21 protein-coding genes and 1 pseudogene are annotated in these 21713 nt (G+C 67.6%); 9 read left to right on the plus strand and 13 right to left on the minus strand.

The genetic code is table 11. From position 1 onward, the window contains the following. Positions 1-13: 13 nt before the first annotated feature. From A9Z05_RS08590 to A9Z05_RS08600, 3 genes are all read left to right on the plus strand, one after another. Positions 14-589 carry a peptidylprolyl isomerase gene (locus A9Z05_RS08590; protein ID WP_006484003.1) on the plus strand — a complete coding sequence of 192 codons (576 nt, stop codon included), beginning with the start codon at positions 14-16 and terminating at the stop codon, positions 587-589. A gap of 88 nt (positions 590-677) precedes the next feature. After that, positions 678-1169 (plus strand): peptidylprolyl isomerase, encoded by a 492-nt coding sequence (locus A9Z05_RS08595; RefSeq protein ID WP_006478428.1) that lies wholly within the window; start codon positions 678-680, stop codon positions 1167-1169. 27 nt (positions 1170-1196) lie between these two features. Next, positions 1197-1997 (plus strand): UDP-2,3-diacylglucosamine diphosphatase, encoded by an 801-nt coding sequence (locus tag A9Z05_RS08600; protein WP_069617714.1) that lies wholly within the window; start codon positions 1197-1199, stop codon positions 1995-1997. A 52-nt stretch (positions 1998-2049) separates the two neighbouring features. Here the strand turns inward: A9Z05_RS08600 and cysE are convergent, their stop codons facing one another. Both cysE and A9Z05_RS08610 read right to left on the minus strand, forming a co-directional pair. Further along, a complete protein-coding gene (gene cysE, locus A9Z05_RS08605; protein WP_027784824.1) occupies positions 2050-2823 on the minus strand; it encodes a serine O-acetyltransferase in 774 nt (257 codons plus the stop codon). A 302-nt stretch (positions 2824-3125) separates the two neighbouring features. Then, positions 3126-3950 (minus strand): RNA methyltransferase, encoded by an 825-nt coding sequence (locus A9Z05_RS08610; protein WP_069617715.1) that lies wholly within the window; start codon positions 3948-3950, stop codon positions 3126-3128. A gap of 281 nt (positions 3951-4231) precedes the next feature. Here A9Z05_RS08610 and A9Z05_RS08615 point away from each other — a divergent pair, with 281 nt between their 5' ends. From A9Z05_RS08615 to A9Z05_RS08630, 4 genes are all read left to right on the plus strand, one after another. Continuing rightward, positions 4232-5035, plus strand: coding sequence for an inositol monophosphatase family protein (locus A9Z05_RS08615; protein WP_059608913.1), 804 nt, complete (start codon positions 4232-4234; stop codon positions 5033-5035). Between the two features lie 304 nt (positions 5036-5339). Next, positions 5340-6962, plus strand: a complete 1623-nt coding sequence (locus A9Z05_RS08620) for an NAD(P)/FAD-dependent oxidoreductase (protein WP_069617716.1) — start codon at positions 5340-5342, stop codon at positions 6960-6962. A 279-nt stretch (positions 6963-7241) separates the two neighbouring features. Next, positions 7242-9899: a DNA mismatch repair protein MutS gene (mutS, locus tag A9Z05_RS08625; protein ID WP_069617717.1), complete on the plus strand. Its 2658-nt coding sequence runs from the start codon at positions 7242-7244 to the stop codon at positions 9897-9899. Beyond that, complete coding sequence (locus tag A9Z05_RS08630; RefSeq protein WP_176730178.1) at positions 9880-11151, plus strand: hypothetical protein; 1272 nt, start codon at positions 9880-9882, stop codon at positions 11149-11151. The genes mutS and A9Z05_RS08630 overlap by 20 nt, the downstream gene beginning before the upstream one ends. Here the strand turns inward: A9Z05_RS08630 and A9Z05_RS08635 are convergent. Next, positions 11131-11673 (minus strand): peptidylprolyl isomerase, encoded by a 543-nt coding sequence (locus A9Z05_RS08635; RefSeq protein WP_069617718.1) that lies wholly within the window; start codon positions 11671-11673, stop codon positions 11131-11133. The two genes, A9Z05_RS08630 and A9Z05_RS08635, sit on opposite strands and share 21 nt — an antisense overlap. Before the next feature lie 32 nt (positions 11674-11705). Between A9Z05_RS08635 and A9Z05_RS08640 the strand changes: the two genes are divergently transcribed. After that, the gene (locus A9Z05_RS08640) at positions 11706-12926 is read left to right on the plus strand and encodes a cupin domain-containing protein (protein WP_069617719.1); all 1221 of its coding nucleotides are present in this window, start codon (positions 11706-11708) and stop codon (positions 12924-12926) included. A gap of 56 nt (positions 12927-12982) precedes the next feature. Beyond that, positions 12983-13229: pseudogene (locus A9Z05_RS38365) on the plus strand (hypothetical protein). Between the two features lie 20 nt (positions 13230-13249). On the opposite strand, the gene A9Z05_RS36840 reads toward A9Z05_RS38365, so the two are convergent. From A9Z05_RS36840 to A9Z05_RS08685, 10 genes are all read right to left on the minus strand, one after another. Next, complete coding sequence (locus A9Z05_RS36840) at positions 13250-13414, minus strand: hypothetical protein (RefSeq protein WP_176730179.1); 165 nt, start codon at positions 13412-13414, stop codon at positions 13250-13252. A 121-nt stretch (positions 13415-13535) separates the two neighbouring features. Continuing rightward, a complete protein-coding gene (locus A9Z05_RS08645) occupies positions 13536-14312 on the minus strand; it encodes an MBL fold metallo-hydrolase (protein ID WP_069617720.1) in 777 nt (258 codons plus the stop codon). Between the two features lie 4 nt (positions 14313-14316). Next, entirely contained in the window at positions 14317-15462 is a 1146-nt protein-coding gene (gene bamC, locus A9Z05_RS08650; RefSeq protein ID WP_069617721.1) for an outer membrane protein assembly factor BamC, read from the minus strand. A 111-nt stretch (positions 15463-15573) separates the two neighbouring features. Beyond that, positions 15574-16479: a 4-hydroxy-tetrahydrodipicolinate synthase gene (gene dapA, locus A9Z05_RS08655; protein ID WP_069617722.1), complete on the minus strand. Its 906-nt coding sequence runs from the start codon at positions 16477-16479 to the stop codon at positions 15574-15576. A gap of 46 nt (positions 16480-16525) precedes the next feature. After that, on the minus strand, positions 16526-17128 hold the full coding sequence (locus A9Z05_RS08660) for a bifunctional 2-polyprenyl-6-hydroxyphenol methylase/3-demethylubiquinol 3-O-methyltransferase UbiG (protein WP_069617723.1): 603 nt from the start codon (positions 17126-17128) through the stop codon (positions 16526-16528). Positions 17129-17136: 8 nt separating this feature from the next. Beyond that, positions 17137-18339 (minus strand): tryptophan--tRNA ligase, encoded by a 1203-nt coding sequence (locus A9Z05_RS08665; RefSeq protein WP_012328807.1) that lies wholly within the window; start codon positions 18337-18339, stop codon positions 17137-17139. A gap of 8 nt (positions 18340-18347) precedes the next feature. Then, positions 18348-19010 (minus strand): site-2 protease family protein, encoded by a 663-nt coding sequence (locus A9Z05_RS08670; RefSeq protein ID WP_011549479.1) that lies wholly within the window; start codon positions 19008-19010, stop codon positions 18348-18350. 47 nt (positions 19011-19057) lie between these two features. After that, positions 19058-19690, minus strand: coding sequence for an L-threonylcarbamoyladenylate synthase (locus A9Z05_RS08675; RefSeq protein WP_069617724.1), 633 nt, complete (start codon positions 19688-19690; stop codon positions 19058-19060). A gap of 72 nt (positions 19691-19762) precedes the next feature. Then, positions 19763-20593, minus strand: a complete 831-nt coding sequence (locus A9Z05_RS08680; protein ID WP_041492088.1) for a 3',5'-nucleoside bisphosphate phosphatase — start codon at positions 20591-20593, stop codon at positions 19763-19765. 82 nt (positions 20594-20675) lie between these two features. Beyond that, the gene (locus tag A9Z05_RS08685; protein ID WP_069617725.1) at positions 20676-21566 is read right to left on the minus strand and encodes an alpha/beta fold hydrolase; all 891 of its coding nucleotides are present in this window, start codon (positions 21564-21566) and stop codon (positions 20676-20678) included. Positions 21567-21713 lie beyond the last annotated feature (147 nt).

Consider the following 21713-nt stretch of genomic DNA (forward strand, 5'->3'; position numbering starts at 1 on the left):
CCTGAGGATCGCAATGAAACGTCTGTTGCTGGCGCTTGGCGGCGCCGCCCTTCTCGCGACCGCGCCCGCGTTCGCGCAAACGGCCACCGCGCACCCCGTCGTGCAGCTCAAGACCTCGCAGGGCGACATCCGCGTCGAGCTCTATCCGGAGAAGGCGCCGAAGTCGGTCGCCAACTTCCTCGATTACGTGAAGGCCGGCCAGTACAACGGCACGATCTTCCATCGCGTGATCAAGGGCTTCATGATCCAGGGCGGCGGCTACAAGACCAACTTCGAGGAAAAGCCGACCCGCGCGCCGATCCCGCTGGAAAGCCGCAATGGTCTGAAGAACCTGACGGGCACGATCGCGATGGCCCGCACGAGCGATCCGAATTCGGCCACCGCGCAGTTCTTCATCAACACGGTCGACAACAGCGGCCTCGACTACCCGAACCCGGACGGCAACGGCTATGCGGTGTTCGGCAAGGTCGTGTCGGGCCTCGACGTCGTGAAGAAGATCGAAGGCGTGGCGACGACCTCGCGCGGGCCGATGCAGGACGTGCCGGCGCAACCGGTCGTGATCGAATCGGCGAGCATCGTCTCGAAGTAAGAACCTGCCGGCACGTCCGGCGCCACACGCGGCCGCGTCGCACGACCGGCCGCGTGCCATTTAAACCGCCTTACCGAAGGAATTCATCATGGTTGAACTGCATACGAACCACGGCGTGATCAAGCTCGAACTCGACGCCGCGAAGGCACCGAAGACGGTCGAGAACTTCCTGAACTACGTGAAGAAGGGCCATTACGACGGCACCGTGTTCCATCGCGTGATCAACGGCTTCATGATCCAGGGCGGCGGCTTCGAGCCGGGCCTGAAGCAGAAGCCGACCGACGCGCCGATCGACAACGAGGCGAACAACGGCCTGAAGAACGACAACTACACGGTCGCGATGGCGCGCACGAACGATCCGCACTCGGCGACCGCCCAGTTCTTCATCAACGTGAACGACAACGACTTCCTGAACCACTCGTCGCCGACGCCGCAAGGCTGGGGCTACGCGGTGTTCGGCAAGGTCGTCGAAGGCCAGGACGTGGTCGACAAGATCAAGGGTGTCAAGACGGGCAACGCCGGCTTCCACCAGGACGTGCCGACCGACGACGTCGTGATCGAAAAGGCCGTGGTGGTCTGACGCACCAGCCGTTACGGAGGCACTTCGATGTTGCAGGAGAGTCCGCCGCGAAGCGTCTCCGCGGGCGTGCCGGGCGAGCGCGAATACGCGCAAGCCGCACGCCCGTTCCTGTTTCTGTCCGATCTGCACCTGAGCGAGGCGATTCCGAAGACGGTCGCCGCGTTCGAGCATTTCGTGAAATACACGGCCGACAGCGCCGACTCGGTGTTCATCCTCGGCGACTTGTTCGAATACTGGATCGGCGACGACATCCTCGACGACGATCCGTTCGCCGCGCGCATGGCCGCGCTGATGCACACGTTCTCGGAACGCGGCATCGCGCTCTACGTGATGCACGGCAACCGCGATTTCCTGCTCGGCCGGCGCTTCATGAAGGCGGCCGGCGCGATGCTGCTGCCCGACCCTTCGCTGATCGTCGCGTTCGGCCAGCGCATCGTGCTCGCGCACGGCGACGCGCAATGCACGGCCGACCGCGGCTACCAGGTGTTCCGCCGCTTCGCGCGCAACCGCGTCGCGCAATGGCTGTTTCTCGCGTGGCCGTTCCGCTGGCGCCGCGCGCTCGCGCAGCGCATGCGCTCGACCAGCGAAGCGGGCCGGATGCGCCCTGCTTCGGCCGTCTACGACGTCACGCGGGAAGGCGTGGCCGCGCTGTTCCGGAAAAGCCGCGCGAGCGTGATCATTCACGGCCACACGCACCGCCCCGCGCGCCACGCGGAACCGGACGGGATCCGCTGGGTGCTGCCCGACTGGGATCTCGATCACGGCACGCGACGCGGCGGCTACCTGCGCGTCGACGCGGAAGGCATCCACGCGATGCCGCTCGACTGACGCCGCCGCTGCCGTCGCACCGACCGGCAGCGATCGGCGTGGATCGCGTTCGTTACATCTGGCGTTCGACCGTCTTGCCTTCCAGCACCGCCGACAGCCTGCGCAGGTCGAGGCGCGCAGCGTCGGCGCCCTGCAGCGTTTCCAGATGCGTGCCGAGCCGCTCGAGCGCCGCGACGATTTCGTCGACGCGGCGACTTTCCTTCGCCGCGTGATCGATCAGCCCGTGGATCGCGAGCGACATCGGATCGTCTGCGTTCGGCGTGATCCCGTACGCGCAGAACGCCGCACGCTCGGGCTGCGGCTTCGGCTGCGCCGGCATCACGATGCGCGCCGGATTGCCGACCGCGGTGCCGCCGGCCGGCACCGGCTTGACGACCACCGCGTTCGAGCCGATCTTCGCGCCCGCGCCCACCGTGAAACCGCCGAGCACCTTCGCGCCGGCGCCGACGATCACGCCGGCCTCCAGCGTCGGGTGACGCTTCGCGCCGCGCGTGAGCGACGTGCCGCCCAGCGTCACGCCCTGATAGATCGTGCAGTCGTCGCCGATGATCGCCGTCTCGCCGATCACGACGCCCATGCCGTGATCGATGAACACGCGCCGGCCGATCGTCGCGCCGGGATGGATCTCGATGCCCGTCAGGAACCGGCCCGCCTGCGACGCGAACCGCGCGAGCCAGTAGCGTTTCGCGCGCCAGCATGCGTGCGCGAAACGGTGCAGGACGAGCGCGTGCAGCCCCGGATAACAGGTCAGCACTTCCCACGCACTGCGAGCGGCGGGATCCCGCTCGCGAATCGTTGCAACGTCTTCGCGCAGTCTCGTGAACATGATGTGATCTGGGAAAAGGCCGGCGCGCATCGCCGGCAATGCCGGTCGTTATCGCGCCGGGTCATTTGCTTATGACGTCCGGCGATTGTAGGGCCAGTCGCGCCCGACCGCACGCGGTCGCGCGTTCACCCCGCCGTCGGCGCGGGTATTCGGCCGGGACGCTTGTTGCGACGGGGTTTCCGGGGCCGATCGACGGGGAGAAACAGCCGGTTCGACGGCTCGGCTGGCTAACGCATGGCCTGCCCGGCCACGCGCCGCATCCAGCGGACCGCCCCGCGCCCGGCAATCGGGGCGCCGCCCGCTTACGCGTCGCCGCCCGGCTTGCCCGACTTCAGCAGGATGTGCTTCGCGACGCCGCGCAGGATGTTGACCTCCTCGCGCTCGAGGCCCGTGCGCGCGAACAGGCGCCGCAGCCGCGGCATCAGCTTCTTCGGATTGCGCGGATCGAGGAAGTCGAGCGCGATCAATGCGTTCTCGAGGTGCACGTACATCCGCTCGATCTCGTCGCTCTGCGCGAGCGTGCCGGCTTCGGCCTGCGGCTGCGCCGACGGCTCGCTCGCTTGCTCGAGAAACGCGACGCGCAACTCGTACGCGAGCACCTGCACGGCCTGCGCGAGATTCAGCGAACTGTAGGCCGGATTGGCCGGAATGTGCGCGAGCGCGCTGCACTGCTCGACATGCTCGTTCGCGAGACCGGTGCGCTCGTTGCCGAACACGAGCGCGATGTCGCCCGCGCCGACTTGCGCGCTCGCCTGCGCGGCCGCCGCGCGCGGTGCGAGGCGCGGCGGCCCGTACTCGCGCGTGCGCGCGGTCAGCGCGATCGACCAGTGCACGCCGGACAGCGCTTCGCCGAGCGTCGGCACGACGTGCGCGGACGCGAGGACGTCGTCCGCGCCGCTGGCCATCGCGATCGCGTCGGGGTCGCTCTGCACGTGCGGCACGCGCGGCGCGACCAGCACGAGGCGCGAGAAGCCCATCGTCTTCAGCGCGCGGGCCGCCGCCCCGACGTTACCGGGATGGCTCGGCTCGACGAGCACGAAGCGGGTGGACGTGAAGCCGCCGGACGGCGGCGCGGACGAGGCCGCGCCCGATTCGGACGGCGCGGCGGTGTTCTGCGGGGTTTCCACTACGATACGACTCGGTTCATCAGAATGGCCGTATGGTATCGCCATCGCCCGCGCAAACCCACTCGTCCGGACGGCCAGTGGGGGTTTCCCCGCATGCCGATCGCCTGAAACCGCCGAAAATCGGGTAAAATCATGCCTTTACGCGTTGCGCTCGGTGCAGCGCGGGTCGTACCCCGCTCTTTGTCAATTCGCGTCTCACCTCGCCCCGGCACACTTGCGCCGTTCCGGGCGGTTGTCCCACTTCGTGGCGGCCCGTGCCGCCGGCTACAGGATCCAGGCTCATGCATCCCATGCTCAACATTGCTGTCAAGGCTGCGCGCCGCGCCGGACAGATCATCAATCGCGCGTCCCTCGATCTCGACCTGATCGAGATCCGCAAGAAGCAGCAGAACGACTTCGTCACCGAAGTGGACAAGGCCGCCGAAGACGCGATCATCGAGACGCTGAAGACCGCCTACCCCGACCACGCGATCCTCGCGGAGGAATCGGGCGAATCGGAGAACGAATCCGAATTCAAGTGGATCATCGATCCGCTCGACGGCACGACCAACTTCATCCACGGCTTCCCGTACTACTGCGTATCGATCGCGCTCGAGCACAAGGGCGTCGTCACGCAGGCCGTCGTCTACGATCCGAACAAGAACGACCTGTTCACGGCCACCCGCGGCCGCGGCGCGTACCTGAACGATCGCCGCATCCGCGTGGGCCGCCGCGATCGCCTGTCGGACGCGCTGGTCGGCACCGGCTTTCCGTTCCGCGAGAAGGACGGCCTCGACGCATACGCGCGCCTCTTCACCGAAATGACGCAGGCCTGCACGGGCCTGCGCCGCCCGGGCGCGGCGGCGCTCGACCTCGCGAACGTCGCGGCCGGCCGCCTCGACGCGTTCTTCGAGCAAGGCATCAACGTGTGGGACATGGCGGCGGGCAGCCTGCTGATCACCGAGGCCGGCGGTCTCGTCGGCAACTACACGGGCGACGCCGATTTCCTGCATCGCCACGAGATCGTGGCCGCGAACCCGAAGATCTACGCGCAGATGATCCCGATCCTGAACCGCTACAGCCGCGTGCATCCGGCAGCGGAGTAAGCCCGCGCCGCGCCCGCGTGGCGCGGCTTTCGCGCAAACCGCTCGCACGGCATCGTCATGACGGCGCGCCGATCGCCCGACACAGGGAACAATCATCCGCGCACGCGGGCCGCTTCGTGCGCCTATCCTGAAGTTGCTCGCGTTGCGCGTTCGAGTCGGCGTACTGCCGCTCGCGCCGCTTGTCCCGCAACGACAGCGCAGGGTTTGCGTCCGGCATGCCCGCGCGGCGAACGACGCCGCAGACGTGCCGGCCCCACCTGTATCAACATCGCCACGGCGCCGTGGCAATCGCATCCGAGTCATCATGTTACGGCTAAGCGAAATTAAACTCCCCCTCGACCACCCCGAGAGCGCGCTCGAGGCCGCGATTCGCGCGCGCCTCGCGGAGCTTGGCGTGGCGCCAGACGGGTTGCTCCGTTACACCGTGTTCCGCCGCGCGCACGACGCGCGCAAGCGCGCCGACATCAAGCTCACGTATATCGTCGACGTCGAAGTCAGCGACGAAGCGGCCGCGCTCCAGCGCATCGCCGGCAAGCCGCATTGCGGCGTGACGCCCGACATGACGTACCACTTCGTCACGAAAGCGCCCGAGCACGCCGATTTCCTGCGCCCGGTCGTCATCGGCATGGGGCCGTGCGGGCTGTTCGCGGGGCTGATCCTCGCGCAGATGGGGTTCCGCCCGATCATCCTCGAACGCGGCAAGGCCGTGCGCGAGCGCACCAAGGACACCTTCGGCCTGTGGCGCAAGAGCGTACTCAATCCCGAATCCAACGTGCAGTTCGGCGAAGGCGGCGCGGGGACGTTTTCCGACGGCAAGCTGTACAGCCAGATCAAGGATCCGAACCACTATGGCCGCAAGGTGCTGGACGAATTCGTCAAGGCCGGCGCGCCCGAGGACATCCTGTATCTGAGCCGCCCGCACATCGGCACGTTCCGCCTCGTCAGCATGGTGGAAAAAATGCGCGCGTCGATCCACGAACTCGGCGGCGAAGTGCGTTTCGAAACCCGCGTCGACGACATCGAAATCGATCAGGGCAAGGTGCGCGCGCTCAAGCTGTCGAACGGGGAAACGCTGCGGTGCGACCGCGTGGTGCTGGCCGTGGGTCACAGCGCGCGCGACACGTTCCAGATGCTGCACGACCGCGGCGTCTACATCGAAGCCAAGCCGTTCTCGCTGGGTTTCCGTATCGAGCATCCGCAGGGGCTGATCGATCGCAGCCGCTTCGGCAAGTTCGCGGGCCACAAGCAGCTCGGCGCGGCCGACTACAAGGTGGTCCACCACGCAAGCAACGGGCGCGCGGTCTACAGCTTCTGCATGTGCCCGGGCGGCACGGTGGTCGCCGCGACCTCGGAGCCGGGCCGCGTGGTCACCAACGGGATGAGCCAGTATTCCCGCGCCGAGCGCAATGCGAACGCGGGCATCGTCGTCGGCATCACGCCGGACGACTATCCGGGCGGCCCGCTCGCCGGCATCGCGTTCCAGCGCAAATGGGAAGAGCGCGCGTTCGAACTCGGCGGCGGCGACTACCGCGCGCCGGGCCAGCTGGTCGGCGATTTCATCGCGGGCCGGCCGTCGACGTCGCTGGGTTCCGTGGAGCCGTCGTACAAGCCCGGCGTGAATCCGACCGATCTCGGCACCGCGCTGCCCGACTACGTGATCGAAGCGATTCGCGAAGCGCTGCCGGAGATCGACAAGAAGATCGCCGGCTTCGCGATGCACGACGCCGTGCTGACCGGCGTGGAGACGCGCACGTCGTCGCCGATCCGGATTCGACGCAAGGACGACTACCAGAGCATGAACGTCGAAGGCCTGTATCCGGCCGGCGAAGGCGCCGGGTATGCGGGCGGCATCTATTCGGCCGCGATCGACGGCATCGAAGTCGCGCAAGCGGTGGCGCTCAGCCTGACGTCGGGGCACGCGTCCTGATCGGCGGTACGGGCCGGGGTGCGCAGGCTCGCAAGCCCGGCGCCGCCGGCCTGCTCCGGTCGCGGCAACGCGTCCGATCGGGAATGACGAAAGCGCGCGCGGCTCCCGGCCATGCGTCCTTTCTTCGATGCCTCGTGGCAGGCGATCGTGAGCCGCCGCTCGAGGTCGGGTACCGCTGCACGGCGCCGCCGGCATTCGGCCAAACGGCCAACTTCGCACGTTCGCGTCGAAGCCACTGGTAAACTCGGGCAACCCAAGCAACAACTTCATGCCTGACCTATGACCACGCTGTCGCCCGAAGCCTTCGCAGGCCACACCCCGATGATGCAGCAGTACCTGCGCATCAAGGCCGATCATCCGGACACGCTCGTCTTCTACCGGATGGGCGACTTCTACGAGCTGTTCTTCGAGGATGCGGAAAAAGCGGCCCGCCTGCTCGACCTGACCCTCACGCAGCGCGGTGCGTCGGCCGGCACGCCGATCAAGATGGCCGGCGTCCCGCATCACGCGGTCGAGCAGTATCTGGCGAAGCTCGTGAAGATGGGCGAATCGGTCGCGATCTGCGAGCAGATCGGCGATCCGGCCACGTCGAAGGGCCCGGTCGAGCGCAAGGTCGTGCGCGTCGTCACGCCCGGCACGCTGACCGATGCCGCGCTGCTGTCCGACAAGAACGACGTCTACCTGCTCGCGATGTGCACCGGCCACAACAAGCGCGGCGTCGCGGTCAATATCGGGCTCGCGTGGCTGAATCTCGCGAGCGGTGCGTTACGGCTCGCCGAAATCGAGCCCGAGCAGCTCGCCGCCGCGCTCGAACGCATCCGGCCGGCCGAAATCCTGACGCCGGACGGCGCAACCGACGCCCTCCCCTCCGGCGCGGGCACAAGCAAGCGCGTGCCGGCCTGGCACTTCGACATCGCATCGGGCACGCAGCGTCTGTGCGACCAGCTCGACGTCGCGAGCCTCGACGGTTTCGGCGCGCATTCGCTGACGAGCGCGTGCGGCGCGGCCGGCGCGCTGCTGCTCTACGCAGCGGCCACGCAAGGCCAGCAACTGCGGCACGTGCGCAGCCTGAAGGTCGAGAACGAAACCGAATACATCGGGCTCGATCCGGCCACGCGCCGCAACCTCGAGCTGACCGAGACGCTGCGCGGCACCGAGTCGCCCACGCTGTATTCGCTGCTCGACACCTGCTGCACGACGATGGGCAGCCGCCTGCTGCGTCACTGGCTGCATCACCCGCCGCGCGCGTCGGTCGCCGCGCAGTCGCGCCAGCAGGCGATCGGCGCGCTGCTCGAGGCACCAGCCAATGCGAGCCTCGATGCGCTGCGCAGCGCGCTGCGCCAGATCGCCGACGTCGAGCGGATCACCGGGCGGCTCGCGCTGCTGTCCGCGCGCCCGCGCGACCTGTCGAGCCTGCGCGACACGTTCGCCGCGCTGCCGGCGCTGCGCGAGCGCATCGGCGCGATCGTCGCGAACGCGGATGCGCTCGCGCGCGTCGACGCGGCGCTCGCGCCGCCCGCCGAATGCCTCGACCTGCTGACGAGCGCGATCGCCACCGAGCCGGCCGCGATGGTGCGCGACGGCGGCGTGATCGCGCGCGGCTACGATGCCGAGCTCGATGAGCTGCGCGACATTTCGGAGAACTGCGGGCAGTTCCTGATCGATCTGGAAGCGCGCGAGCGCGCGCGCACCGGCATCGCGAACCTGCGCGTCGAATACAACAAGGTGCACGGTTTCTACATCGAGGTCACGCGCGGTCAGACCGACAAGGTGCCCGACGATTACCGTCGCCGCCAGACGCTGAAGAACGCCGAGCGCTACATCACGCCGGAACTGAAGACCTTCGAGGACAAGGCGCTGTCCGCGCAGGAACGTGCATTGGCGCGCGAGCGCGCGCTGTACGACTCGGTGCTGCAGGCGCTGCTGCCGTTCATCCCCGAATGCCAGCGCGTCGCGTCGGCCCTCGCCGAACTCGACCTGCTGGCCGCGTTCGCCGAACGCGCACGCGCGCTCGACTGGGTCGCGCCGACCTTCACCGACGAGATCGGCATCGAAATCGAACAGGGTCGCCATCCGGTCGTCGAAGCGCAGGTCGAGCAGTTCATCGCGAACGACTGCCGGTTCGGCGCCGAACGCAAGCTGCTGCTGATCACCGGCCCGAACATGGGCGGTAAGTCGACGTTCATGCGGCAGACCGCGCTGATCGCGCTGATGGCGTACGTCGGCAGCTACGTGCCGGCGAAGTCGGCGTGCTTCGGCCCGATCGACCGGATCTTCACGCGCATCGGCGCGGCCGACGATCTCGCGGGCGGCCGCTCGACCTTCATGGTCGAGATGACCGAAGCCGCGGCGATCCTCAACGACGCGACGCCGCAAAGCCTCGTGCTGATGGACGAGATCGGCCGCGGCACGTCGACCTTCGACGGCCTCGCGCTCGCCTGGGCCATCGCGCGCCACCTGCTCGCGCACAACGGGTGCTACACGCTGTTCGCGACGCACTACTTCGAGCTGACGCAACTGCCGGCCGAATTCCCGCAAGCGGCCAACGTCCATCTGTCGGCGGTCGAGCACGGCCACGGGATCGTGTTCCTGCACGCAGTCAACGAAGGCCCGGCGAACCAGAGCTACGGCCTCCAGGTCGCGCAGCTCGCGGGCGTCCCGGCGCCGGTGATCCGCGCGGCGCGCAAGCACCTCGCGTATCTCGAACAGCAGTCGGCATCCCGGCACACGCCGCAACTCGATCTTTTCAGCGCGCCGCCGGCGGCCGTCGACGATCTCGAATGCGCGGACGCGCCGGCGCTGCCCGACACGCCGCATCCGGCGCTCGAAAAGCTGCGCGACATCGATCCCGACGATCTCAAGCCGCGCGAGGCGCTCGACCTGCTGTACGAACTGCGTACGCTGGTCCGGTCGCACGATGCCGACGGGCACGCGTAAGCGCATTCCGCGCGGCCTGCCGGCCCGCGCCGCCGCCGCGCTCGTCGCGGCGGTCCTTGTGCTCGCGCAGGCCGGTGCGCTGGCCGCGCCGCCCAAGCGCGGCGCGGCGCCCTACTCGTTCGCGGTCGTGTCGGGCGTCATCAACGTCCCGGCGGACGAACCGGCTGCGCAGCGGCTGCTCGATGCGATCGCACGCGAGCGCAACCTCGCATTCGTCGTCTACGCGGGCGATCTCAAAGGCTCGAAGGAAGCGTGCCGCGATACGCTGTATTCGCAGCGCGGCGCGATCCTGGATTCAGCGCGCGTGCCGCTCGTGTTCATTCCCGGCCACGACGACTGGATCGCGTGCAGCACCGCGGCCGGCGGCGGCTACGACCCGGTCGAGCGGCTCGATTTCCTGCGGCAGACGCTGCTCGCCGACGCGGCGCTGCCCGACCCCGGCGCGCTGCAGATTACGCGGGAGAGCGAAGTCGCGCGGTTCCGGCCGTATCGCGAGAACGCACGCTGGATGCGCGACGACATCGTCTACGTCGCACTCAATGCGCCGGCGCCGAACAACCATTATTTGACGGCGGGCGGCCGCAACGGCGAATTCGAGGATCGCATCGTCGCGAACGGCTTCTGGATCGACCACGCGGCCGAATATGCGAAGCGGCGCGAAGCGCGCGCGATGGTCGTGATTTTCGAAGGCGATCCGCAGTTCGAACGCTATGAACGTTCGGAGCGCTTCGCGTGGCTGCGTTTCAACCGGCCGCGCGTGCGCGACGGCTTCCGTGAGCTGAAACGAACGCTGGTGAAGGCGGCGGCGACATTCCGCGGCCCGATCCTGGTGATGCACGCGAGCGGCGAACCGCTGGCGAACGGCTTTCTGATCGACCGTCCGCTGCATGGCGACGACGGTGAGCTGATAGGAAACGTGACGCGCGTCGCGATCGGACCGCGCCATCCGGCGAATCAGTGGGTGAAGGTCAGCGTATCGCCGGCGCGGCAGACGATCTTCAACGTGAGCCTGCAGGAGGTGCCGAAGAACCTGCCGGTGCCGCCCACACTGCCGCTCGCGCCGCGCGACGACGTGCCGCTGCCGCAGATGCCGGAAATTCCCGCGCTGCCGGCGCTGCCCGACGCGTCGTCGGTCGCGCCGCCGCTGCAGGGCGACGGCGCCGCACCGGGCGGCGCGTCGTGGCCGGCACCGCCCCCCGCATCGGGGCCGGCGCCGGGCCTGCCGGCGAGCTCAGTGCAGCGTACGCCCTGACGGCGCTTCGCCGTCTTCGTCGTCATCCTCGTCGACGATCTCGAGCCCTTCCGCGCCATGCGCGTGCTCGTGCTCGATTTCGTCTTCGGTGGCTTCGCGAACGTCCTTCACGGTCAGCGCGAAACGCAGCGCCATGCCCGCCAGCGGGTGATTGCCGTCGAGCACGACCTTGTCGTCGGCGATGTCGGTGACCGTATAGATCAGCGAGTCGGCTTCCTCGTCACCGTCTTCCGGCGTGCCTTCGAACTGCATGCCCACTTCGAGCGGCTCGGGAAAACGGTCGCGCGGCTCGATCTTCACGAGTTCGGGATCGTAGTCGCCGAACGCGTCTTCCGGCTCGAGCTGGATCTGCGCCTGATAGCCCGCCTCGTGGCCGTCGAGCTGTTCCTCGATCTTGGGGAACGTGCCATCATAGCCGCCGTGCAGATAGACCATCGGCTCGTCGCTTTCCTCGATCAGATTGCCCTGTGCGTCCGACAGCTTGTAAGTGACCGACACGACGGTGTTTTTTGCGATTTTCATCCAATTCTCCCAAATACAAGTCTCATTATACGATGCGCAACCGGTCTCAAGCCGAACCGCGGGATGCCGCTGCCGCCCCGCTCGGCGCGCCGCCTTCCGATCTTCCCACACCGCTGCTCGGCGGCCTGACGCCGGCGCAATTCATGCGCGGCTACTGGCAAAAGAAGCCGCTGCTGATCCGCCAGGCGATCCCCGGCGTCGCGTCGCCCGTCACGCGCGATGCATTGTTCGAGCTCGCCGCCGACTATGACGCGGAATCGCGATTGATCACCCATTTTCGTAACAAGTGGCAACTGTCGCACGGTCCGTTCGAGCCCGACTCGCTGCCCGCGGTCACGCGCAAATCCTGGACCTTGCTCGTGCAGGGGCTAGACCTGCACGTCGACGCGGCCCGTGCGCTGCTCGACCGCTTCCGCTTCGTCCCCGACGCGCGGCTGGACGACCTGATGATCTCGTATGCGACGGACGGCGGCGGTGTCGGCCCGCACTTCGATTCGTACGACGTCTTCCTGCTGCAGGTCGAAGGCCGGCGCCGCTGGCGGGTCGGCGCGCAGAAGGACCTGTCGCTGCAGGCGGACGTCCCGCTGAAGATCCTCGAGAACTTCGAGCCGAGCGACGAATGGGTGCTGGAGCCCGGCGACATGCTGTACCTGCCGCCGCACATCGCGCACGACGGCGTCGCCGAAGGCGAGTGCATGACCTGCTCGATCGGCTTCCGGGCCCCGTCCGCCGGCGAGCTGGGCGCCCAGTTCCTGTACTACCTCGCGGAGCGCGGCGGCCTGCGCGACGCGGGCGGCGACGACCTCTACCGCGATCCGAAGCAGCCGGCCGTCGACGCGCCCGCGCAACTGCCGCCGGCCATGGTCGACCGTGTGGCCGAGATCGTCGACGCGATCCGCTGGCGCAAGCGCGACGTCGCCGAATTCCTCGGCTGCTACCTGAGCGAGCCCAAATCGAACGTCGTTTTCGACCCGCCCGAGCGCCCGCTGTCCGAGGCCGCGTTCGTCACGCAGGCATCGCGCCGTGGCGTGTGTCTCGACAGAAGGGCCGCATTGATGTATAACGCGCGCTCGTACTTCATTAATGGCGAGGAAGGGCCACTCGAGCAAGCCGAGGAATGGCTGCCCGAACTGGCCAATCAACGCCAGATGGAGGCGAAACGGTTTGTAACACTATCCCGGGTTCCCTCAATGACAGCCTTGTTGCACGAGTGGTATCGTGCGGGCTGGATACGGGTCGGAAGCCGGAATTAGTGTGAGTCGCCCCGTATGCCCATACAGATCAAATTCTGTATGGGAAAGACAACGTATTGACCCCGCATTTGTCGACGGTCGATAGGAAAGTGCATATAATTTCCGCCCAAGCCGTAGGGAAGATTCACGCTCTAAGAAGTGCATCTCCACCAGCGGCCCAGGTCGGTGTTGGAGCACATTACCGGTATTGTTTCGCGCTGTTGCTTACCTTTAACCATAAAAGGACGTGATCATGAAGAAATCCCTCCTCGTAGCTTCCCTGTTGGCTGCTGTTGCACTGGCTGCTTGCAACAAGAGCGCTGATCAAGCTGCATCGTCGGCTGCTAGCGACGCATCGGCTGCTGCTTCGTCGGCTGCTTCGGCAGTTGCTGGCGCTGCGAGCGACGCTTCGGCTGCTGCTTCGTCGGCAACGGCTGCTGCGAGCGACGCTGCTGCTGCAGTGGCGTCGGCTGCTTCGGCAGCGACGGCTGCTCCGGCTTCGGGCGCAAGCCAGTAAGCCTTCAGCATCAGCTGAAAAAAAACCGGCCCGAGGGCCGGTTTTTTTACGTCTGCCGCTTTCGAATCGATCGCCCGGCAGCCACTTCGGGCCGCCGCAGCAGCCCTGCCCGCTCATCCGAGCATCAGCCAGTCGAAGCCCGCATCCTGCGAGGCCACGACCACGTCTTCCCCGTCCGTCCCGAGCACGCCGCCAAACGCCTGGCGGGCCAGTTCCGGCAGGTTGTTCTGCTGGCTGAGATGGGCCGCGACCAGGTGCTGCAGACGACTGCGTTCGAGCGATGCGAGGATGCCGGCCGCCGCGTCGTTGCTCAGGTGGCCGTGGTTGCCGCCGATCCGCGCCTTCAGCGACTGCGGATAGCGGCTGGCGGCCAGCATCGCGGTATCGTGGTTGGATTCGAGTACCAGCGCGTCACAGCCGCTCAGAACGGCCGTGATGTGCGGCGTAGCCATCCCGACGTCCGTCAGCACGCCGAGCCGGCGGTTTCCGTCCATGAACACGAACTGGAGCGGTTCCCGCGCATCGTGCGGGACCGTATAGGGCATCACGGCCAGATCGCGTATCGCAGCCGTCTCGTCGCCCCACAGCACGTGGAGATCGACATCGGCCTCGTCCGCGCCGACCGCGCGCGCGGTGCCCCAGCTCATGTAGAGCGGCAGCGACGCGCGGCGCGCAAGCGTCAGCGCGCTGCCGACGTGGTCGCTGTGTTCGTGGGTAACGAGGATCGCATCGAGATCGGCGATGCAGAGATTCAGTCGGCCGAGCCGGCGCTCGACCTCCTTGGCAGAAAAGCCGCAGTCGAGCAGCACGCGGGTGGTCGTCGTGCCGCTCGAGGCCTCGACGACCAGCGCGTTGCCTTCGCTGCCGCTTCCGAGGCTGGCGAATCGCACGCGCTCAGTTCAGTTGCGCGTGCAGCAGCGAAATGATCCGCTGCGCGTCGGACGAGTTGTCGACCTGGCCGTTCGCGCCAATCACCGCCACCTGCGTGCCGCCGGCGCCTGCCGCGCGCAAGTTGATCAGGTATTCCTTGCCCGGCTTCGCCGCCGACGGGCCGCCGTAGAACAGCTTGCCGAACAGGCCGTCACGCTTGAGCTCTTCCATCGAATTCGCATAGCGCACGGTGTAGACGCCCTTCTCGCGATCGCGATTGTCGACCGTGAAGTTGGTCCGGTCGAGCGCCAGGCCCACGCGCAGCCACGCACGGTCGAACGACTCGGCCAGTTGCAGCGTCGCCGCGCCGCCGCTCGTGTCGGTGACCTGCGCCGGCGCCGTCGCGGGGCGCGCATCGGTCAGCAACTGCTTCGCCTGCGCGTCGGTCAGGCCGAACTTCTGCATCAGTTTCGACAGGAACACGGCTTCGAGCACCGGGTTGCGTGGACGCTCTTCCCAACGCGACGACGTGCCGCCCTGCGGGCCGACCATCATTTCTTCCATCGCGCTATGCGTGATCGAGATGTCGGTGTTGCCGTCCGACGTGCGGTTCACGAGCGTGCGGAAGCGGTCGCGCGTGCCCGACGAGTACGCGAAATCGATGACCCGGCCGATCGTGCGGCGGAACCAGTCGTCCGGAATGTTCGCACGGTTCTCGGCCCAGTCGGTGGCCATGATGCCCGTCGACGGCGCATCGGTCTTCAGCGAGAAGCCGTTCTCCTGCCAGAACTCCTTCAGGATCGGCCACAGCTGCTCGGGCGTCCGGCCGTCGACGACGAGCCAGCGGCGATCGCCGTCGCGCTCGATGTGCATGCCGAGCGGATCCTGCGCGCTCGGAATGCCGTCGGTCGCGTTGCCGGCTTGCGTCGTGGCCCGCGGCGGCAGCGTGCCGAGCCCGGCGTTGGTCGGCGGTGCGACGAACTGCTGCGTCGTCTGCACCGGCTTCAGGTCGCTCGGCACCGCGAGCGGCGGCGCCGACCCGGTGTTCTTGTAGTTGACCCGGTCGGGGGCCAGGTAGTCGTTCAGCGTATCGCAGCCAGCGAGCGCGCCCAGCGCCAGCGCCACCACCGACAACTGGATGGCGCGAGAGGAAATGGCGAAACGTTTCATGAAATCCTTCGTCTTGCTAGAACGCTCGTCAGGAGCGGCGCCGGACGGAGCCGGCCGGTGCGGGTTGATCAGGGGTCGAGCCGGCGGCCGCAGGACGCGGCCGCCTCGGCATCAGGCGAGAACGCCGGCCTCGACGAGGGCCGAACGTACGGCATCGTGGCAGCGCTCGTCGAGCGGCGTGAGCGGCAGCCGGATGCCGCCCTGCATCTTGCCCATCGCCTGCAGCGCCCACTTCACCGGGATCGGGTTCGCTTCGATGAACAGGTTCTTGTGCAGCGACAGCAGCTTCATGTGCAGTTCGCGCGCCGTTGCGACGTCGCCGGCCAGCGCCGCGCGGCACAGCTCGCTCATCGCGCGCGGCGCGACGTTCGCGGTCACCGAGATGTTGCCGTGGCCGCCGAGCAGCATCAGCGCAATCGCAGTCGGATCGTCGCCGCTGTAGATCGCGAAATGCTTCGGCGCGGCCTTGATCAGATGTGCGGCGCGATCGATGTTGCCGGTCGCTTCCTTCACGCCGATGATGCCCGGCACCTGCGCGAGGCGCAGCGTCGTCTCGTGCGCCATGTCCGCGACCGTCCGGCCCGGCACGTTGTACAGGATCACCGGCAGGTCGACCGCTTCGGCGATCGTCCGGAAGTGGCGGTACATGCCTTCCTGCGTCGGCTTGTTGTAGTACGGCACGACCTGCAGCGTCGCGTCCGCGCCGACGGCCTTCGCGTGCTTCGTCAGCTCGATCGCCTCGGCGGTCGAATTGCCGCCCGCGCCCGCGATGATCGGAATGCGTTTCGCCGCATGCTCGACCGCCGTGCGGATCATCAGGATGTGCTCTTCGACGCTGAGCGTTGCCGACTCGCCGCTCGTACCGACGACGACGAGCGCATCGGTGCCTTCCGCGATGTGCCAGTCGACCAGTTTGCGAAATGCCGGCAGGTCGAGACTGCCGTCTTCGAGCATCGGGGTGACGATCGCGGGGATGCTGCCGCGGATTTGAATGCCGTCTTGGGTGCCGTTAGCCATGAAACGCGATTGATTGTGTACCGGTAAACGTTGAGATTGTAGCGGATTAGCCGGGCAGTTCGTAACGTGGAATTCCCGCCCCCGCCTTCGGGGTCGCGCCCTCGCGCACTGCGCTAAGACGCTGGACGAACGCCTCGCGCGGCGCGGCGATGAAACCGTCCTCGTACGCGACCACCCGGAGGCGGCCGCGCACGGCGTCCAGCAACTCGCCCGGGGCGAGCAGGAACGCGGGGTTGGACGGTTTTCCGACCGTTTCGTTTCCTTGCGCGAAGGTTTCGTAGATCAGCACGCCGCCCGGCGCCACGGCATCGAGCAGATGGGGCCAGAGCGGGCGATGCAGATAGTTCGTGACGATTACGGCCGCATACTGCTCGCCGGCCGGCAGCGGCCATGGCGCGCCCTCGAGATCGGCGTCTCGGGCGTCGACACCCGGAATCGCGCGCAACACGGCCAGCGCGGCCGGGTCACGGTCGAGCGCGACGACCGGATGCCCGCGCGACGCGAACCAGCGCGCATGGCGGCCGCCGCCCGCGGCGACGTCGAGCACCGCCCCGCCGGCCGGCACGAGCCGCGCCCATTGCGCGACCCAGCGCGACGGCTCGGCCTGGCCGACGTGGCCGCCCGCGGCGGCGATGACGGATTCGCTCATGCGCCGGATCAGTTGTACGACAGGCCCATCGCGTCGCGCACGTCGCGCATCGTTTCCGTCGCGTACTTGCGCGCCTTGTCGCAACCGTCCGCGACGATCGCACGCAGCAGCGACGGATCGTCCATGTACTTCTGCGCGCGCTCGAGCATCGGCTGCTGTTCGCGCAGGATGCCTTCGACGACCGGCTGCTTGCAGTCGAGGCAGCCGATGCCCGCCGAACGGCAGCCCTTCTGCACCCATTCGTGCGTCGCTTCGTCCGTGTAGACCTGGTGAAGCTGCCACACCGGGCATTTGTCGGGATCGCCCGGATCGGTGCGGCGCACGCGTGCGGGATCGGTCGGCATCGTGCGGACCTTCTTCGTGATCGTGTCGGCGTCTTCACGCAGGCCGATCGTGTTGCCGTACGACTTGGACATCTTCTGCCCGTCGAGGCCCGGCATCCGCGACGCTTCGGTCAGCAGCGCCTGCGGCTCGACCAGGATGATCTTGCGCGCACCTTCGAGATAGCCGAACAGGCGCTCGCGGTCGCTCATCGACAGGCTTTGCGATTCCTGCAGCATCGCGCGCGCCTGTTCGAGCGCCTCGTCGTCGCCCTCCTGCTGATACGCGTTGCGCAGTTCGTGATAGAGCTTCGCGCGCTTGCCGCCGAGCTTCTTCGCGGCTTCGAGCGCCTTCTCCTCGAAACCGGGCTCGCGGCCGTACAGGTAGTTGAAGCGGCGCGCGATCTCGCGCGTCATCTCGACGTGCGGCACCTGGTCCTCGCCGACCGGCACGAGCGAGCCGCGATACAGCAGGATGTCGGCGGCCATCAGCACCGGGTAGCCGAGGAAGCCGTAGGTGGACAGATCCTTGTCCTTCAGCTTCTCCATCTGCTCCTTGTAGGTCGGCACGCGTTCGAGCCAGCCGAGCGGCGTGCTCATGCCGAGCAGCAGCGCGAGTTCCGCGTGCTCGGGCACCTTGCTCTGGATGAACAGCGTCGCCTGCGCGGGATCGATGCCGGACGCGAGCCAGTCGATCAGCACGTCCCACACGTTCTTCTCGATGACCTCGGGCGTCTCGTAGTGCGTCGTCAGCGCATGCCAGTCGACGACGCAGAAGAAGCACGGGTACTCGGACTGCAGCTTCACCCAGTTTTTCAGCACGCCGTGGTAATGGCCGAGGTGCAGCGACCCGGTGGGTCGCATGCCGGAGAAAATACGTTCTGGGAACATGATTGTCGTTAGAAAAGCGAGGCGAAGGGAGACAGGATGGCGCTCAGGACGGCGTAGCCGACATTGACGAGCGGACGCAGCCAGAAGTTCGTCAGCACGCCCGTCGTGACGAGCACGAGGACGATGATGAAACCGTATGGCTCGATGCGCGACAGCGCGATCGATTGCCTGGTCGGCAGCAGCGCCGCCAGGATGCGGCCGCCGTCGAGCGGCGGCAGCGGAAACAGGTTCAGCACGCCGAGCACGAGGTTCGCGCTGACGCCGGCGAACGCCATCCGCGTGAAGAACGGCTCGTCGACGCCGACGGCCGGCAGCACGAGGGTCAGCAGGCCCCAGACGAGCGCCTGCACGAAGTTGCAGGCCGGGCCCGCGAGCGCGACCCAGAGGCTGCCCCAACGCGGATTGCGCAGGTTGCCGAACGATACCGGCACCGGCTTCGCATAGCCGAACAGGAACGCACCGCCGGTCAGGAAGTACATCGCGAGCGGGATCGCGATCGTGCCGAGCGGATCGATGTGGCGCATCGGATTGAACGACACGCGCCCCATCGCGTAGGCGGTGTTGTCGCCGAGCAGGCGCGCGGCGTAGCCGTGCGCGGCCTCGTGCAGCGTGATCGCGAAGATCACGGGCAGCGCGTAGACGGCGATGGTCTGTATCAGGGAAGCATCCATATCGCGTTATTGTAACAAGCGCACTCGCGTAGAAATGAACGGCGCGCTCATGCGGCCGAGAGTCCGAACGGTTCGAGCGCGCCGCGCCCCGCGCGGATGAGTTCGGGCGCATCGCCGGTCAGGTCGATCACCGTCGACGGTTCGCGCGGGCACGCGCCGCCGTCGATCACGAGGTCGACCTGTTTCTCGAGCCGCGTGCGGATTTCCTCGGGATCGTTCAGCGGTTCATCGTCGGGCGGCAGGATCAGCGTCGTGCCGAGCAGCGGCTGGCTGAGCGACTCCAGCAGCGCGAGCGTGATCGCGTGATCGGGCACGCGCAGCCCGATCGTCTTGCGCGACGGGTGCGACAGCCGGCGCGGCACTTCCTTCGTCGCCTGCAGGATGAACACGTACGGGCCCGGCGTCACCGACTTGATCTGCCGGTACTGGCGGTTGTCGACCATCGCGAAGTTGGCGAGCTCCGACAGGTCGCGTACGAGCAGCGACAGGTGCTGCTTCTCGTCGAGGCCGCGAATCCGGCGCACGCGTTCGACCGCATCCTTGTCGTCGAGATGGCACGCGAGCGCATAGCTCGAATCGGTCGGCATCGCGATCACGCCGCCCTTGTTGACGATCTCCACCGCCTGCTTGATCAGGCGCGGCTGCGGATTATCCGGATGAATCCTGAAGAACTGGGACATGAGGATACGTAAAGAGGGAGAAGTCGGATGCGCGCATCGGCGGCCACGCGGGCGGCCCGAAGCCGCCCGGCGTCAGAGCCAGCGCTCCCAGACCGGTGTCAGGTCGGGCGGCAACGGCGGCAGGCTGCCGAGCTCGATGCGGCCCTCGCCCGGCGCGTGGAAATCCGAGCCGCGCGACACTTCGAAGCCGAAGCGGCGTGCAACGTCCGCGTATTCGCGGTACTGGTCGGGCGTGTGGCTGCCCGTGATGACCTCGATCGCGCGGCCGCCGAGATCGATGAACTCGCCGAAGAACGCGTCGAATTCGACCGGCGTATAGCGATAGCGGCCCGGATGCGCGACCACCGCTTCGCCGCCTGCCGCACGGATCCAGCCGACCGCGTCGGACAGGGACGCCCAGCGATGCGGGACGAAGCCGGGCTTGCCGTCGCCGAGCAGGCGATCGAATACATCCGACGTCGATTCGGCGTGGCCGTTTTCGACGAGAAAGCGCGCGAAGTGCGTGCGCGAGATCAGGTCGGGATTCGACACGTATTTCAGCGCGCCTTCGTACGCGCCGGGAATGCCGAGCGTCGCGAGCTGCTCGGCGATTGCCAGCGCGCGCGCCGCGCGGCCGTGGCGCGTGCGGTACAGGCCGTCGACCAGCGCCGGATGGGCGGGATCGATGTTCAGACCGACGATGTGTACCGTGCGCGATGCCCACGTGACCGAAATCTCGACGCCGCTCAGGTAGCGCATGCCGAGCGCTTCCGCCTCGCTGCGCGCCGCCGCCTGGCCGCCGATCTCGTCGTGATCGGTCAGCGCCCACAGGGTCACGCCGCCCGCATGCGCGCGGCGCGCGACGTCGGCAGGCGACAGCAACCCGTCGGAAACATTGGAATGGCAGTGGAGATCGGCGTTCATTGTCGGCATGGCAGGTAAGGCCTCATTCTACTGCAATGCGGCAATTGCGCCGGCCGCCCGCCATGCCGCCCGGGCCACGCGCCTACGCGCAGAACGCCTCGATCAGCGCCGCGATCTGCTCGGGCTGGTCGTGATGCACCATGTGGCCGGCATCCTCGATGAGCTTCTCGCGCCAGTCGGGGAACGCGTTGAAGCGCGCCTTGAATTCGGGCAGAGGAATATCGCCGGCGATGTAAGCGAGCGTCGGCGAATTGACGGCCTCGACGTGCAGCACCTTCGCGCGCACCTGCTTCCAGGTCGCCATCACTTCGTCGAGCCGGTACAGCAGCGGGCCCGGCATCTTGTGCGCGGGGTCGGCCAGCAGATGGTAGAGGCCGTCGTCGCCGCGTTTCGACCAGTGCGCGGCGAGAAATGCGGCGCGGCGCGGGTCGAGCCGCGGATTGGTCTTGATCAGGCGCGCCGCCACGTCGTCGAGGGACGCGTACGGCCGCAGCGCGGGCGGCTCGCGCAGCTCGTCGAGCCAGCCGCGCAGCCGGCGCGGCGCCTGTTCGGCGCGGGCCGGCGCGAGCCCGAACCCTTCGAGATCGACCACGCGGCGCACGCGTTCCGGCCGCGCGCCGGCATACAGGCACACGACGTTCGCGCCCATGCTGTGTCCGATGAGGTTGACCTCGCCGGTCGGCGCATAGCGGTCGACGAGCGCATCGAGGTCGCCCAGGTACTCGTGGAACCAGTAGTGGCCGCCGCCCTGCCGCGCGACCGGCCAGTCGGACAGCCCGAAGCCGCGCGCATCGGGCGCGATCACCTGCCAGTCGCCCGCGAGCGCATCGACGACGAACTGGAACGACGCCGCGACGTCCATCCAGCCGTGCAGCATGAACAGCGTCGGCGCATCGGGCCGGCCCCAGCGCCGTACATGCAGCTGGACGCCGCGCACCGTGATGAAATCGGAAACAGAACTCGAGGCACTCATTGCAACCGCCAAAAAAGAATGGTCGTTCGATTATAGCGGCCCCCGGCTCCGGCGGCCGGCGATCGAGGTACCGCTCTAGCGGCGAGGTCGCTCCAGCGCCGGCCGGCAACACGCCATCGCGCAGGTGCGCGAGCCGGCGGTGACCAC

This window comes from Burkholderia sp. A2 (assembly GCF_001729305.1).
Taxonomy (GTDB): Bacteria; Pseudomonadota; Gammaproteobacteria; order Burkholderiales; family Burkholderiaceae; genus Burkholderia; species Burkholderia sola.